Here is a 14313-nt window from a genome sequence, read left to right as displayed (position 1 = left end):
GCGGAAGGGGGAGATCTCCATGCTCAAGACCACCGCGCTGCTCACCGCAGCGCTAGTAGTGCTGACCGCGTCACCCGCCACCGCCCACGGCAACGGCGACTGGTCCGGTTGGCAGAAGGACCTCAACGGGTCGCGGCACGCCGCCGGGGAGTGGCGCATCAACGCGGGCAACGCCGCCAAGCTCAAGCTGAAGTGGGCGTTCGCCTACGAAAAGGAGGGCAACACCGCCGTCCGCAGCCAGCCCGCCGTCGTCGGGGACACCGTCTACTTCGGCAGCCCCAACGGGAAGTTCTTCGCACGGGACGCGCGCACCGGCCGGGCGAAGTGGGAGTTCACGCTCCCGCAGGGCGACCGGTACGCGTTCAACTCCGACAGCCCGACGGTCTCCGACGGCAAGGTGTTCTTCGGAGACAGCGCCAGCCGGTTCTTCGCGCTCGACCAGCGGACCGGGCGGCTGAGGTGGCAGGCGCAGCTGGACACCGGCATCGCCTCGGTCACCACCAGCTCGCCGATCGTCCACAACGGACTGGTGTACGTCGGCACGTCCAGCGCCGAGAACACGCTGCCGACCACGCACGACTGCTGCACGTTCCGCGGCCACATCGACGCCTTCGACATCGACACGGGTGCGCTGGTGTGGCGGCACTACACGGTGCCGGAGCCGGTGCAGGTCGGCACGTGGCCCAACGGCGCCAAGCGGTTCGAACCGTCCGGCGCGGGGGTGTGGAGCTCGCCGGTGATCGACCGGAAGACCGGCACGCTCTACGTCGGCACCGGCCAGAACTACACGGGCAAGGGCGGTGAGTTCGACTCGCTGCTCGCGCTGAACGCCCGCACCGGCGCGGTGAGGTGGACCAACCAGGTCACCGACTCCGACACGTGGCGCTCGGCGTGCAACGAACCCGACGCCGAGGGCTACTGCCCCGGCCTGAAGGACGGCACGAACCTCGACTACGACATCGGTGCCACGCCCAACCTGTTCTCGGTGGGCGGCCGCCAGCTGGTCGGCGTCGGCCAGAAGTCCGGTGTGTACCACGTGTTCGACGCCGCGACGGGGCAGGTCGTGTGGCGCCGTCAGCTCGGCGTTCCGCTGCCCAGCGGTGGCATCTCGGGCATCCAGTGGGGATCGAGCTACGACGGCAAGCGGCTCTACATCGCGACCTACTACGCCGATCCCGGCAAGCTGTTCGCGGTGGACCCGGCGACCGGCACCGTGCTGTGGGAGACGCCGGCACCCGCCGACGGCTGCTCCACGGGCGGCGTGGCCGGGCAACCGGGGTGCGACCGGGCGCACGGCCTGCCCGTGTCCAGCTCACCCGGCGTGGTGTGGCTGGGTGCCGCGGACGGCAAGTTCCGGGCGTACGACAGCAGGACCGGCAGGATCATCTGGACCTACGACACCATCCAGGACGTCCGCGGTGTCAACGGCCTGACCGGGCGCGGCGGCTCCATGGCCGGTCCCGGCACGGGCGCGGTGATCTCGGACGGCATGGTCTACGTGCAGTCCGGCTACGGGTCGAGCTACACGAACCCGCACGGGCACGTGCTACTGGCCTTCGGCCTGTAGCTTCGCGCGGACCTGGTCGGCCGAAAGTCCCGCCTGCGTGCGGAGTTCGGCCGACCGCTGCCACGCTTCACGAGCCAGCTCGGCGTCACCCGCGGCCGCGTGGGTGTCGCCGAGCTGTTCGTACGAGCCGGCCTCCAGCGGGATGTCGCCGCCCAGCCGGAAGAGCTCCGACGACCGCGTGTACGCCTGCGCGGCCTTCGCGTGCTCGCCCAGCCCCAGGTAGCCGGTGCCGAGGTTGTCCCACGCCTCGGCCTGGCCGATCAGGTGGTCCATCTCCTGCCACATCCGCATCGCGCGCTCGGCGTACTCGACCGTCAGCGCGTACTCGCCGAGTTTCCCGTGGCCCCAGGCGAGTCCGGTCAGCGCGTTCGCCTGGCCGTAGGCGTCGCCGACCTCCTCGAACAGCGCGAGCCCGCGCCGGGTGTGCTCCAGCGCCTCCTCGATCCGGTCGTCAGGGCACAGCATCGCGATGTTGAGCAGCACCCCGGCCTGGCCAGCCGGGTTGCCCTCGTAGACGTCGAGCGCGCGGCGCAGCGCGGCGGAGGCCTCGTCCGGCCTGCCCATCCGGCTCAGGCTGCGGCCGAGGTTGATCAGCGACCGGCCCAGGCCGTCGGTGTCGCCGAGCCGTTCCACCGCGGCGACCGCGAGTTGTTGCGACGTCAGGAGATCCCGGTAGCGGGCCTGCCGGTCGAGCGCGTCGGCGAGCGACCAGCCCATCAGCCACGTCTGCTCCGCCGTGCCGTGCGGCATCGCGGCCATCAGCGTCGGGTGCTCGGCCATGAGCCACGCCAGCGCGTCCTCGTGCGTCGCGAACCGTTGCACGACCACGCCCGGCGCCGGGTCGGGCGTCGCGGGCCGGTGCCGGCTCGGCGTGTACTCGACGCCCGCCTCCACGCCGGTCAGCGCGAGGTGGTCGAGCAGCCGGTGCAGCGCGTCCTCGCGTTCGCTGTCGAGGGCGAGCTCGGCGGCGTAGTCGCGCAGCAGGTCGTGGCAGGTGAACCGGCCCGGCTCCGGTTCGTCGATCAGATTGGCGCGCGCCAGTTCCGCGAGCAGGGTCCCCGTCTCGTCGAGGCCGACGCCCGCGAGCGACGCGGCGCCCGCGCGGCTGATGTCCGAGCCCGGCATCAGGCCGAGCAGCCGGAACAGCCGCAGCGCGGGCGGGCTCAACGCCTTGCAGGAGTGGGAGAACACCGAGCGCAGGTCCGCCGTGACGTCATCGTCGTCGGCGAACGCGTCGAGGTCCGCCAGTTCGTCCGCGAGCGCGGCCAGCGGGAACTCCGGCTGCGTCGCCGCCCGCGCCCCGGCCACCGCGAGCGCCAGCGGCAGCCGGGCACAGCGGCGGACCACCGTGTCCACGGCGTCCGGTTCGGCCTGCGCGCGGTCGTGCCCGATCCGCGCGGCCAGCAGCTCGCGGGCGTCGTCGGGCGGCAGCAGGCCGAGCGGCAACTCCTTGGCGTACTGGGGTTTCAGCGTGGTGCGGCTGGTGATCACCACGTGCGCGTGCGGGGTGCGCGGCAGCAGCGGCTCGACCTGCTCGGCGTCCGTGGCGTTGTCCAGCAGCATGAGCACCCGCTTGTCCGCCAGCGCGTCCCGCAGCAGCGCCGACTGCCCGGCGAGGTCGTGCGGCACCTGCGCCCTCGGCACGTCGAGCGCCGCGAGGAACCGCAGCACCGCGTCGCCGGGGCTCACCGCGGTGCCGGTCGGGCCGAAGCCGTGCAGGTTCACGTACAGCTGGCCGTCCGGGAACCGTTCCGCCGCCCGGTGCGCCCAGTGCACGGCGAGCGAGGTCTTGCCGACCCCGCCCGTACCGGTGATCACCACGACGCCGGTCGGCACCCGGTCGAGCTCCGCGAGCTCGGTCGCCCTGCCGGTGAACGGCTTGGGCGCGGCCGGCAGCTGCCGCGGCGCCGAGGCGGCCTGCAGGCGCCGGTGCAGCGTCGTGAGGTGCCGGGACGGCTCGGCGCCCAGCTCGGCCGCGAGGGTCGCGCGCACGACCTCGAAGTGCCGCAACGCCTCCGGCGCGCGTCCGCTGCCGTGCAACGCCTCGATCAGCTGGGCGGCGATCCGCTCGTCGAGCGGGCGTTCGGCTGCCAGTGCCTGGAGCTCGGGCACCAGCGTCGCGTGCCCGCCCGCGTCCAGCCGGGCGTCGACGTGGGCGAGCCGGGCCGCGAGCACCTCGGCCGCGAAGTCCTCCCGCAGCTGCCGCGCCCACGGGGTGTCCAGTGTGGACAGCGGCTCGGCCTGGGCCAGTGCCAGCGCCTCCGCCGTCCTGCCCGTGCGCACCAGGTGCCGGAACAGGTGCAGGTCGATCTCCAGCGGATCGACCCGGACGACGTACCCGGCACCCTCGCGTTCGACCAGGCCGGGCAACGTCTGCCGCACCCGCGTGAGCCACGTCTGCATCAACGCGCGGGCCCGCGGCGGGGGAGCGGCGCCCAGCACCCGTTCCACCAGGTCGTCGGCGCTCACCACCTGCCCGGCCCCGGCGAGCAGCACCCCGAGCAGGGCACCGGGGCGCGTCGGGCCGAACTCGGTGACGTGACCGTCCACCCGAGCCGTGACGCCGCCGAGGACCGTGAACCGCACGGTGATCACCGTAGCCGCTCACGTGCGCCGTGATCGGGGTGACCGCTTCCGCCCGCCGTGAACCTCACGTGATCACACTATCCTCACAACAGAAAAGCCTGTCGCAGTTCCTCCGCCATCAGCTCCGGGACCTCCAGCGCGGCGAAGTGCCCACCCCGCGGCATCTCGGTCCAGCGCACGATGGCGTGGTTGCGCTCGGCCATCCGCCGGATCGCCACCCCGACGTCGTGCGGGAACACCGCGACCGACGTCGGCGTGTCCGACGGAGGCTCCAGCTCGCCCCACGTGTCGTCCCCCTCCTGGTAGTAGCGCGCCGACGACCCCGCGGTCCGGGTGAACCAGAAGATCGACGCGGTCGTCAGCAGCTGGTCGAGTGGTACCCCGATCTCCGGGTCGCTCCACGTGTGGAACGCCCACTCGATCCACTCCAGCTGCGCCAGTGGTGAGTCGGTGAGCGCGTGGGCGACCGACTGCGGCCTGGTGCTCTGCATCGACACGTACCCGAACTGCTCGTACTCGTACCGGAAGGCCTTCTCGACGGAGAGGCGCTCGGCCTCGACGCTCATGTCCGCGGTCTCCTGGGTGACGCCGGCGGAGAAGATCTGGTTGACGTGGATCGCCTCGACGTTCTCGCGCAGGCCCAGTTCGCGGGTGAGCTTGGCGCCGTAGTCGTAGCCGTGGGCGAGATACCTGTCGTACTGGAGACGGCGCATGAGCTCCGCGAACATGCCCGCGACCCTGGGGATGGTCCAGCCGAGTTCTGTGGTGGGGCCGGGGAGGCCGAAGCCCGGGACCGACGGGATCACCAGGTGGAAGTCCTGGGCGAGTGGCTTGATCATGTCCTGGAATGCGAAGCAGGTCGTGGGCCAGCCGTGCGTGAGGATGAGCGGCTTCGCGTTCGGGTTAGGGCTCTGGACGTGCAGGAAGTGCAGCGGCGTGCCGTCGATCTCGGTGATGAACTGCGGGATCTCGTTGAGCTCGCGCTCTTTCGCGCGCCAGTCGAAGTTCCGCCACTGCTCGACGAGGGTCTTCAAGCGCTGTTGTGGCGTGCCCTGGGCCCAGCCCGCGCCTTCCGGCTCGACCGGCCAGCGGGTCTGGTCCAGGCGGCGGTGCAGGTCGTCGATCTCTTCCTGCGGGATGTCGATCTCGAACGGCTTCATGGTTCTGGACGCTATGGGGCGTGTAGGACAGTTATGGTCCTACAGTGTCGTCGGCTCGTTTGTTGAAGTTGCTCGGTCTGTTGCAGGCGCGCCGTGAGTGGTCCGGCGCAGAACTTGCCGCACGGCTGGGTGTCACCACACGCACCGTGCGCCGTGACGTGGATCGGTTGCGGTCACTCGACTATCCGGTGCACGCGTCGATGGGCACCTCTGGTGGTGGGTACCGCCTTGGGTCCGGCGCGCAGCTACCGCCGTTGCTGCTCGACGACGACGAGGCGGTCGCCGTGGCCGTGGGGCTGCGCACGGCCAGCGGCATCGAGAACATCGGTGAGACGGCCGTGCGCGCGTTGCTCAAGGTCGAGCAAGTGCTGCCTTCCGCTCTACGACACCGCGTGGCGGCGTTGGAGATCTCCACGGTGCCGTTCGTCGGGTCTGCTCCCGTGGTGGACGCCGCTTCGTTGATGGCGGTCGGCACGGCCTGCCGCGACCGGCAGCTGCTGCGGTTCGGCTACGTCGGGCACTCCGGCGTGCAGTCGGACCGGGAGGTCGAACCGCACCGGCTCGTGACGTGGGGCAGGCGCTGGTACCTGGTCGCCTGGGACGTTTTCCGGGCGGACTGGCGGATTTTTCGGCTCGATCGGATGAGCGTGCGCACCCCGTTCGGAGCACGCTTCACCCCGCGTGAGATTCCCGGCGGCGACGCGGGTGCGTTCGTGGCGGCGCGCGTCGCCGATCGGTGGCCCGTGCAAGGCGTGGTGCGACTGAGCGTGCCCGCCGCTGACGCCGTCGAGTGGCGCAGCTACGGCGAGGTTTTGGCTGTGGACGAAACGTCGTGCCACGTCCGCGTCGGAGGCGAGACGATGGACGACGTGGTGTTCATGCTCGCGAGCATCACGGTCGAGTTCTCGGTCGTGTCACCGCCGGAGCTGGCGGAGGCGCTGCTGCGGGCCGCTGCCCGGTTTCGCCGGGCGGCGAAGTTCTAGAGAATTTCTCAGGGTCCTGACAGCAGACTCCTAGGCGCACGCGGCTTAGTGGAGGTCAGGGAGGTCCGCCATGCTGATCGATCGCACCATGCCACTGGGAGCCGCGCTCACCGTGACCCACGCGTCCGACCGCGGCCCGCGCGCCTACAACGCCGACGCCTTCGCCGTGGGCCGCCGCACGTTCGTCGTGGCCGACGGCGTGGGCGACTCCGCTGCCGCCGCCGAGGCCGCCTGGGCGGCTGCTCGGGCCGCGGCTCTCCTGGTTGACCCGGTCGCCGCGGTGCTGGCCGCCAGGGACGCCCTGCAGGTGCACGCCGGCGACGCGGTGATCGTCGTCGGGGTGGCACGACTAGAGGGCGGCTTCGACGTTGCCTGGGCAGGGGATGCCCGGGCCTACGCGTCGGACGGGTCGGACCTCGTGCAGCTGACCGAGGATCACACCGTGGCCGAGTACTTCCGGGCTCGTGGGGTCGGGTTCGAGCCTCGGATGGAGCACGTCGTGACCAACACCGTGCGGCACGCGACTTCGGAGAACATCGGTCGGGCGTTCACCAGGGCTCCTCGGCTGGCCCTGGTCTCCGACGGGGTCTACGGGCCGTTGGGGCACGAGGGGATCGGGGCGATCCTGTCCGGGCAGGCGTCGGCGGAACGACTGGTGCGGGCAGCGTTGTACGCGCGCGGCACCGACAACGCGACGGCTCTCGTCGTCAGCTGACCTTCCGGCGCTTCTTGCTCGCCTCGACGCTGCGTTGCAAGGCGTCCATGAGGTCCACGACATCGGTGGACTCCTGCGGTTCCGCCTCGGGCTTGACCTTGCGGCCCTTCTGCTTGGCCTTGATCAGCTTGTTGACCTTGGCGGTGTAGGTGTCCTTGTAGTCCTTCGGGCGCCAGTCGTCGGCCATGGACTCGACGAGGCTGATCGCCATGTCGAGCTCCTTGCCCTTCGGGGCCCTGGCGGGCGGGGTCACGTCCAGGACGTCCTTCGGGCTGCGGATCTCGTCCGCGAAGAACAGGGTGTGGACCGCCAGGATGCCCTTGTCCTCCTTGAGGGCGGTCAGGTACTGCTTGCCGCGCATGACGAACATGGCGATGCCCGCGCGGTTGGTCTTCTTCATCGCCTGGGCGAGGAGCTGGTAGGGGCGGGCGAAGTCCTGCTTCGCCGGGCCCAGCCAGTAGGTCTTCTGGAAGTGGACGGGGTCGATCTCGGTCACGTCCACGAAGGCCTCGATGTCGAGGGTTCGGCTGCGGCCGGGGGCGATCTCGTCGAGTTCTTCGGGCTCGATGATCACGTACTCGCCGGACTTGGTCTCGTGGCCCTTGACGATCTTGTCGAACGGGACTTCCCGGCCCGTGCGTTCGTTGACCCGCTTGTAGCGGATTCGGTCCGAGGTTCCGCGTTGGAACTGGTTGAAGTGCACGGTGTGGTCTTCGGTGGCGCTGTACAGCTCCACCGGGATGCTCACCAGGCCGAAGCTGATGGACCCGCTCCAGATCGCCCTCGCCATGGTGGGGCGGGTACCCCGGTTCGTTGGTCGTCTAACGTCACCTTTTGGGTGGGTTGCTTTTGGTGCAGGGACTTTGACGAGCCGGGTCATTTCATCGCCGCTTCGCGACGATAGAGATTGGGGCTTGACTTCGGGGCCCTTGCGAGGCGCTTGTCGGACCGGAAAAGGCCGGGCTGAAAGAGGCCCGGCCGAGCCACTAGTGGTAGCACCTCGCACCCAAAGTCAAGCCCCAATCTCTTCGGGTGCGTGGCTGAGTTGGGTGGGCACGTCACCGATACCGCTTGGGCCGAGCCGAGAGGGAAGGACGCCTCGCCTTCGGCATTGCGTTGGGTCTTGGCTGGGCTCGGCTGCGCCATTGCCCTGAGCGCGCGCTCGGTCGGGCTCGCCTTCGGCATCGCCAGGCCCTAAAGCCATCCTTGACCCGTCTCGCCTTACCCCGTCTCGCCCGAGACCCGTCTTGGCTCGAACCGTCTTGCCCTCGCCCGTCCCCGTGCCTTCGGCTACCTCGCCCAGGCCGTTGCGCTCTGCTCCCTCGCCTCCCCAACCCGCGCATCTTGCCCAGCCGGACTGTCAGACCCTCTGAGTACGTTGGGTCGCGGGGGATCCTGCGCGCGAGGGGACCCCTGCGTCAGCCTGCCTGCTCGTCGTCGAGCAGCCGCAAGCCTTCCTGCGCCCAGGCGATGCGCGTCCGTGCCACCGCCGCGTGCCCCGCGAACACGTGTGCCTTCAGGCGGGCCATGCGGTCGTGCTGCTCCGGCGGGCGCTTGGTCATGCGTTCGCGCAGGAGTTCGGTGTCCTTGGCGAGCAGGCGGGCCTGGTGGGCCTCGGCGTGGTCCAGGGCCTCTTCCTGTTCGCTGATGAACTCCTTCAGCACGCGCCTGGCCGACTCGGCCGGCACCAGGTCGAAGTAGAGGGCCTGGACCTCCAGGGCGTCGCGCGACGGAGGGATCGGCAGGGGTGTGCCGATCCACTCCTTGAGTTCGGACAGGCCCGCGTCGGTGATGGTGTAGACGGTGCGGGTCATGCGGGTGCCGCGTTGTTGTTCCTCGCCCTGGATGAGGCCGTTCTCCTCCATCTTCTTGAGGGCCGGGTAGATCTGGCTCTGCGGAGCCGACCACACCCACCTCGTGGAGGCCCCGAAGAGTTGCGTGAGCTCGTAGCCGCTCATCGGCCTCGCTTCGAGAACGCCCAGCAGGACGTGAGGAAGAGACATGTATCGATGTTAACGTTCCGGCGTTCAGGAGCAGATGCGCATGGTGACGGTGCGCGCCTCGGTGAAGAACTCCTTGCTGCACGTGCCGCCCTCGCGGCCGATGCCCGAGTCGCCGAAGCCGCCGAACGGGGCTCGCAGGTCGCGCACGAAGAAGCAGTTCACCCACACGTTGCCGCTGTTCAGGGTCGACGCGACGCGGTGGGCCCGGTGGAGGTTCTCGGTGAAGAGCATCGCGGAGAGGCCGTACGGGGTGTCGTTGGCGAGCTTGGTCGCCTCGTCCTCGGTGGTGAACGGTGTGATCGTGACGATCGGGCCGAAGATCTCCTCGCGGAGGACCGGGGCGTGCGGTGGTGGGTCCAGGACGATGGTGGGCCTGACGAACCAGCCCGGTGCGGCGCCACCGCCCAGGAGCTTCGAATGGCCGTGGGCCTCGGGGTCCAGGTAGCCGGTGACCTTGCGGTAGTGCTCCTCGCTCGCGAGCGGGCCCAGGCGGGTCGAAGGGTCCTTGGGGTCGCCCAGCGGCAGGGCGGCGGCCGCGGCGGCGAAGCGTTCGGTGAACTCCTCGTAGACGCCCTGCTGGACGTAGAGGCGTGAGCCTGCCAGGCAGACCTGGCCCGCGTTGCCGAAGGCGGCCTCCAAGGACCGCTGGAGGGCGTTGTCGAGGTCGGCGTCGTCGAAGATCAGGTTGCAGCCCTTGCCGCCCAGTTCGAAGCTCACCGGGGTGAGGTTCGCTGCGGCGGCGCGGGCGATCGCCTTGCCGGTGCCGGACTCGCCGGTGAACGTGATGCGGTCCACGGCCGGGTTCGTGGTGAGGGCCTCGCCCGCCGAGCCGGGGCCGTAGCCGTGGACCACGTTGAGGACGCCGTCCGGGATGCCCGCCTCCAGGGCGAGGCGGGCCAGGAGGTACGCGGAGTGCGGGGTGTCCTCGGCCGGCTTGAGGACCACGGTGTTGCCCCAGGCGAGGGCGGGGGCGACCTTCCAGGTCTCCAACATCAGCGGGAAGTTCCACGGCGCGATGGCCGCCACCACGCCTGCCGGGGAGTGCTGGACGAACGTGTGGTGGCCGGTGGCGGACGGCAGGTGCTGCGACTCGGAAAGCCTGGCGTGGTCGGCGAAGAACCGGAAGTTCAGCGCCGAGCGCGGCACGTCCTTGGAGGTGGCGGCGGCGATCGGCTTGCCCATGTCCCGGGTGTCCGCCAGCGCGAGGTCGGCGGTGTGGGCGTCCATCAGGTCGGCCAGGCGGTGCAGGAGTTTTCCGCGTTCCTCGAACGACATGCGCGGCCACGGGCCCTCGTCGAACGCCTTGCGGGCGGCCCGCACGGCAAGATCGGCCTCCTGGGCAGCGCCCAGGGCCACGGTCGCGTAGGGCTCCTGGGTGTACGGGTCCACGTCGTCGAACGTGGCGCCGTCGGCCGAGTCCGTCTCGGCGCCGCCGATCACGTGCTTGATGCTCTTCATCGCTCCCACTCCCGTTCCTGCAAGGTCTTTCCGCCCGCGCTCCAGTGCTGGGGCGGGACTTCGGTCAGCAGCACCCGGACCTGGTCGTCCCGCACGCCCAGGCTGTCGCGGGCCGCCTCGTGGACGGCCTGCAACGCCTTGCGCAGCGTTTCCGGGTCGCGGCCCTGGGCCACCTCGATGCGCACGATCGGCACGGTTCAGCTCCCCACCGCGAGACGGCCCAGGTTGGTGAACTCGACGGACACGGACGTCTCCAGCGGCACGGCGTCCGTCACGCCGCCGGTCAGCACGATCCAGCCGGCCTCGATGCGCTTTCCCCGGCGTGCCAGCGTGTTCGCGGCCAACGCCAACGCCTCGGCGGGGTGGCCCTGAACGGCCGCGCCGGTCGCTGTGTGCACAATGGACGAACCCGACGACAGCACGCAGCCCTCCAGTGCGAGGTTGAGATCGCCGGGGGAGAGGTGGACGCCGCCGGTCACGAACGCACCGGAGGAGGCGTTGTCCGCGACCACGTCCGGGAGCGTGAAGCGGAAGTCCCGGTAGCGGCTGTCGATGATCTCCAGGCCCGCGAACACGCCCTCCACGGCACTCAGGGCCGTCGCGGCCGTCACGCCGGGGCCAGCGAGCCCGCGCCCCATGACGAACGCGATCTCGGGCTCGACGCGCGGGTGGATGAGCGCCGGTACCGGTACGCCCTGCGGCAGCACCATCGCGTCGGTCAGCCACGCCACCAACGGCGAGTCGACGTTCATGCGTTGCTGCTTGGCCCGCGAGGTCAGACCGAGTTTGACGCCGATCAGAGTTTCGCCGCGGGCCAGCCGCAGCCGGATGGTCTCGTCCTGGATCGCGTAGGCGGTGTCGAGGTCCAGGCCGGGCCAGGTGTCGGTCAACGGGTCTCCGTCGACGCGGTCGTCCTCTCGCCGCAGCAGTTCGGCGGCGGCGCTTTCGACGGTCCAGTTCACGCGGGGGCTCCAGCCGGTTCGCGGGTGCGGGGGAACGCCGCCACGGCGGCCGCGCCGAGCACGGCGACCACGGCGAAGAAGTAGAAGTTCCAGCCGGCGCCGAGGCTGGAGTCGATGATCAGGCCGCCCACGGCCGGGCCGAGGATCGCGCCGAGGCGGCCGACGCCCAGCGCCCAGCCGATGCCCGTCGCCCGCACGCCGGCCGGGTACGACCTGGTCACGTGGGCGTTGATCAGGTGCATCGTGCCGATCGTGCCGTAGCCCGCGACGGCGATCAGGACGTAGATCGCGACCTGGCCGGGGTTCGTGCTCAGCGCCGCCGCGCAGATCGCGGCGAGCGCGAAGGAGCCCAGGATCACCGGCTTCGCGCCGTGCCGGTCGGACAGCCGCCCGCCGAGCAGCGCGCCGGCGACCGAGCCCAGGTTGAACACCAGCAGGAAGCTCAGCGCGGAACCCAGCGGATACCCGGAGGCGCGCATGATCTCGGGCAGCCACGTGTTGAGGCCGTAGACCAGCAGCAGACCGCAGAACGACGCCAGCCAGAACAGGAGCGTGCGGCGCAGGTACGGGCGCTGGACCAGCGTGCGCACGCCGTTGCGGGCACTGTCGGACGGCGGTGGCACCGGCACGCCGATCCGTGCGGCGAGTTGGCGGGCTTCGTCCTGGCGGCCGCGCGAAACCAGGTACTCCAACGACTCCGGCAGGTACCGCCACGCCAGCGGCAGCACGAGCACCAAAGGCGCTGCGCCGATCAGGTACATCACCCGCCACCCGGCCGTGGGCAGCAACGGGATCGCGAGCGTAGCGGCCATGATGCCGCCGATCGCGTAACCGGACTGCATTGCGGCGTAGGTGAAAGCGCGGTGCTTCTCGGCCGCGTACTCGATCGTCAACGTCGCCGCGGTCGGCATGAGCCCGCCGAGGCCGATGCCCGCGAGGAACCGCAGCACCAGGAACGTGTCGGGGTCCTGGGCCAGCGCGCACGCGGCCATCAGCACCGAGAACCAGGCGACGCTGAACAGGAACGTCCGGCGCCTGCCCCACCGGTCGGTGAGCGTGCCGACGAGCAACGCGCCGACCAGCATGCCGACCAGGGCGGCGCTGCCGATCGTGCCCGCCTGCGCCGCGCTGATGCCCCACTCCTCGCGCAGGGCCTTGATGGTGGTGCCGTAGACGACGAGGTCGTAGCCGTCGAAAGCTAGAGCCAGACCGCATAAGACGATGATCAGCAAACGCATGACGGCTTCCTTAGGCGTCGAGTGGGCGGCGGAGCTGAGGCTGGGTCTGCACGCGCCGGGTCGGGCCGTGCCACATGTCGATCGCGTCCGGCTCGGCGGGGTCGAAGACCCGCGGAACCCAGTCGTCGCCGAGGTTCCGGACGCCGTAGGAGTATTCGTAGGTGAGGCCTTCGGGCCCTTTGAAGTAGACGAAGATCGCGGTCGACTGCGGGTGCCTGCCCGGCCCCATCTCGATCTCCACGCCGCGCGACTGCAGGAACCGCCAGTTGCGCATGACGTCGTCGAGCGAGTCGACCTGGAAGTTGATGTGGCACAGGCCTGGTTCGCTGCCGCGGAACACCGCGAGCTTGTGGTGCACCGGGTCGAACCGCATCAGGCACGCCCAGTCGCCGATCCAGTCGGACACCTTGACGTTGAACAGGCCCGACCAGAACTCGTAGGCCTGCTTGACGTCCGGCGCGTCGAAGCAGATGTGCCCGAACTCGGTGATGCCCGCCGTCCGTCCGAAGTGGACCGGCCGGGCGAGCTGCACCTGGCCGTGCACGAGCTCGATCCGGTTGCCGAACGGGTCGTCGAACGCGATGAGCTCCTCGACTCGCCTTGACCGCGCCTGCTCCGGCGTGCCCCGGGCGACCTGCACGCCGGCCGCTTCGAGCTCCTTTTCGGCTGTCTCCAACGCATCCGGGCCGGTGAGGCTGAACCCGGACGCGAGCACCCCGGCCTCGCCCTGCACGAACGCGAGGCAGTGGTGCCGCTGGTCGGCGCGCAGGTAGGTGACGCCGTCCTCCTCGGCGACCAGCTCCATGCCGACGACGTCGACGGCGAAGCCAGCCGCCACCGCCGCGTCCGCCGTACCGGACCGCACGTACGCGATGTCGTGCAACGTGATCATGACTGTCCCCTGTCGGTTCGCAGGTGTGCCCAGAGCCGGCCGAGCAGCTCGGTCTCGGCGGCGCGCCACGCCGCCTGCTCGTCCGCGGACAACGCCCTGGGCCGCCCGGCGGCGACGGCCTGGGCGTTGATCCGCGCCGAGGTCTCGAGAAGCCACATCCGCGCCACGGCCTGCCCGACGTCGGCGCCGACGGTCACCGCGCCGTTGCCCCGCATCAGCACGGCGGGCGCGCCGCCGAGCGCGTCAGCGAGTGCGCGGGCGCGTTCCTCGTCGCGCACGAGCCGCGGGTCGTCGAACACCGGCACCTCGGGTCCGAGGAACGTGCCCTGCCCGTGCAACGGACGGATCGGCACGCCGGCGGAGGCGAGCGCGGTGGCCGTCTCGGGTTGGGCGCGGCAGATCGCCCGCACGTCGGGACGGGCGCGGTAGATCGCGAGGTGGATCCACGCCTCCTGGGGCGTCCCCTCCGGCAGTGCGGTGGCCGTGCGGTCGAGCGTGACGGGGCGGTCGGTGAGGGTGAGCGCTCCCAACGGACGCGGCGGTGTGATGAGGACCTGCTCGCCGACGAGTGCCGACACGTGCCCGAACGCCGTGACCAGCCCGGAACGAGCCGTGGTCAGCGCCCCGTCCAGCAGGTCGTCCTCGACCTCTCGTGACTTCATGGTGCCGGACCATATAGGTATGGAGATACCTATCGCTAGACGATTCCGATATTTCTATCGATACATATATGTTCCGAGCGGTGATGG

13 protein-coding genes are annotated in these 14313 nt (G+C 70.4%); 3 read left to right on the top strand and 10 right to left on the bottom strand.

All coding sequences use genetic code 11. The features are described 5' to 3' along the window. Positions 1–19: 19 nt before the first annotated feature. Complete coding sequence (locus ACQEU1_RS11635; RefSeq protein WP_433199229.1) at positions 20–1567, top strand: PQQ-binding-like beta-propeller repeat protein; 1548 nt, start codon at positions 20–22, stop codon at positions 1565–1567. Here the strand turns inward: ACQEU1_RS11635 and ACQEU1_RS11630 are convergent. Next, positions 1547–4153 (bottom strand): tetratricopeptide repeat protein, encoded by a 2607-nt coding sequence (locus tag ACQEU1_RS11630; RefSeq protein ID WP_433199226.1) that lies wholly within the window; start codon positions 4151–4153, stop codon positions 1547–1549. The genes ACQEU1_RS11635 and ACQEU1_RS11630 overlap by 21 nt on opposite strands. 83 nt (positions 4154–4236) lie before the next feature. Further along, a complete protein-coding gene (locus ACQEU1_RS11625; RefSeq protein WP_433199223.1) occupies positions 4237–5313 on the bottom strand; it encodes an epoxide hydrolase family protein in 1077 nt (358 codons plus the stop codon). Between the two features lie 44 nt (positions 5314–5357). Here ACQEU1_RS11625 and ACQEU1_RS11620 point away from each other — a divergent pair, with 44 nt between their 5' ends. Together ACQEU1_RS11620 and ACQEU1_RS11615 are read left to right on the top strand one after the other, a co-directional pair. Continuing rightward, entirely contained in the window at positions 5358–6296 is a 939-nt protein-coding gene (locus tag ACQEU1_RS11620; RefSeq protein ID WP_433199220.1) for a helix-turn-helix transcriptional regulator, read from the top strand. A 70-nt stretch (positions 6297–6366) separates the two neighbouring features. Continuing rightward, complete coding sequence (locus tag ACQEU1_RS11615) at positions 6367–7011, top strand: PP2C family protein-serine/threonine phosphatase (protein ID WP_433199217.1); 645 nt, start codon at positions 6367–6369, stop codon at positions 7009–7011. Here ACQEU1_RS11615 and ACQEU1_RS11610 read toward each other — a convergent pair. From ACQEU1_RS11610 to ACQEU1_RS11575, 8 genes are all read right to left on the bottom strand, one after another. Then, positions 7004–7801: a Ku protein gene (locus ACQEU1_RS11610; RefSeq protein WP_433199214.1), complete on the bottom strand. Its 798-nt coding sequence runs from the start codon at positions 7799–7801 to the stop codon at positions 7004–7006. The genes ACQEU1_RS11615 and ACQEU1_RS11610 overlap by 8 nt on opposite strands. Positions 7802–8429: 628 nt before the next feature. After that, entirely contained in the window at positions 8430–9014 is a 585-nt protein-coding gene (locus ACQEU1_RS11605; protein WP_433199213.1) for a PadR family transcriptional regulator, read from the bottom strand. A gap of 24 nt (positions 9015–9038) precedes the next feature. Beyond that, positions 9039–10472, bottom strand: coding sequence for an aldehyde dehydrogenase (locus tag ACQEU1_RS11600; RefSeq protein ID WP_433199212.1), 1434 nt, complete (start codon positions 10470–10472; stop codon positions 9039–9041). Continuing rightward, entirely contained in the window at positions 10469–10666 is a 198-nt protein-coding gene (locus ACQEU1_RS11595; protein ID WP_433199210.1) for a tautomerase family protein, read from the bottom strand. Before ACQEU1_RS11595 ends, ACQEU1_RS11600 begins: the two co-directional genes overlap by 4 nt. Before the next feature lie 3 nt (positions 10667–10669). Beyond that, the gene (locus ACQEU1_RS11590) at positions 10670–11434 is read right to left on the bottom strand and encodes a 2-keto-4-pentenoate hydratase (protein WP_433199208.1); all 765 of its coding nucleotides are present in this window, start codon (positions 11432–11434) and stop codon (positions 10670–10672) included. Further along, positions 11431–12672, bottom strand: coding sequence for an MFS transporter (locus ACQEU1_RS11585; protein ID WP_433199206.1), 1242 nt, complete (start codon positions 12670–12672; stop codon positions 11431–11433). The genes ACQEU1_RS11590 and ACQEU1_RS11585 overlap by 4 nt, the downstream gene beginning before the upstream one ends. Positions 12673–12682: 10 nt before the next feature. After that, positions 12683–13564: a VOC family protein gene (locus tag ACQEU1_RS11580; RefSeq protein ID WP_433199204.1), complete on the bottom strand. Its 882-nt coding sequence runs from the start codon at positions 13562–13564 to the stop codon at positions 12683–12685. Continuing rightward, the gene (locus ACQEU1_RS11575) at positions 13561–14226 is read right to left on the bottom strand and encodes a class II aldolase/adducin family protein (protein WP_433199202.1); all 666 of its coding nucleotides are present in this window, start codon (positions 14224–14226) and stop codon (positions 13561–13563) included. Before ACQEU1_RS11575 ends, ACQEU1_RS11580 begins: the two co-directional genes overlap by 4 nt. Positions 14227–14313 lie beyond the last annotated feature (87 nt).

Origin of the sequence: Lentzea sp. CA-135723, assembly GCF_050936595.1 — a bacterium.
Lineage (GTDB): Bacteria > Actinomycetota > Actinomycetes > Mycobacteriales > Pseudonocardiaceae > Lentzea.
This window is presented reverse-complemented; position numbering and strand designations above follow the sequence as displayed.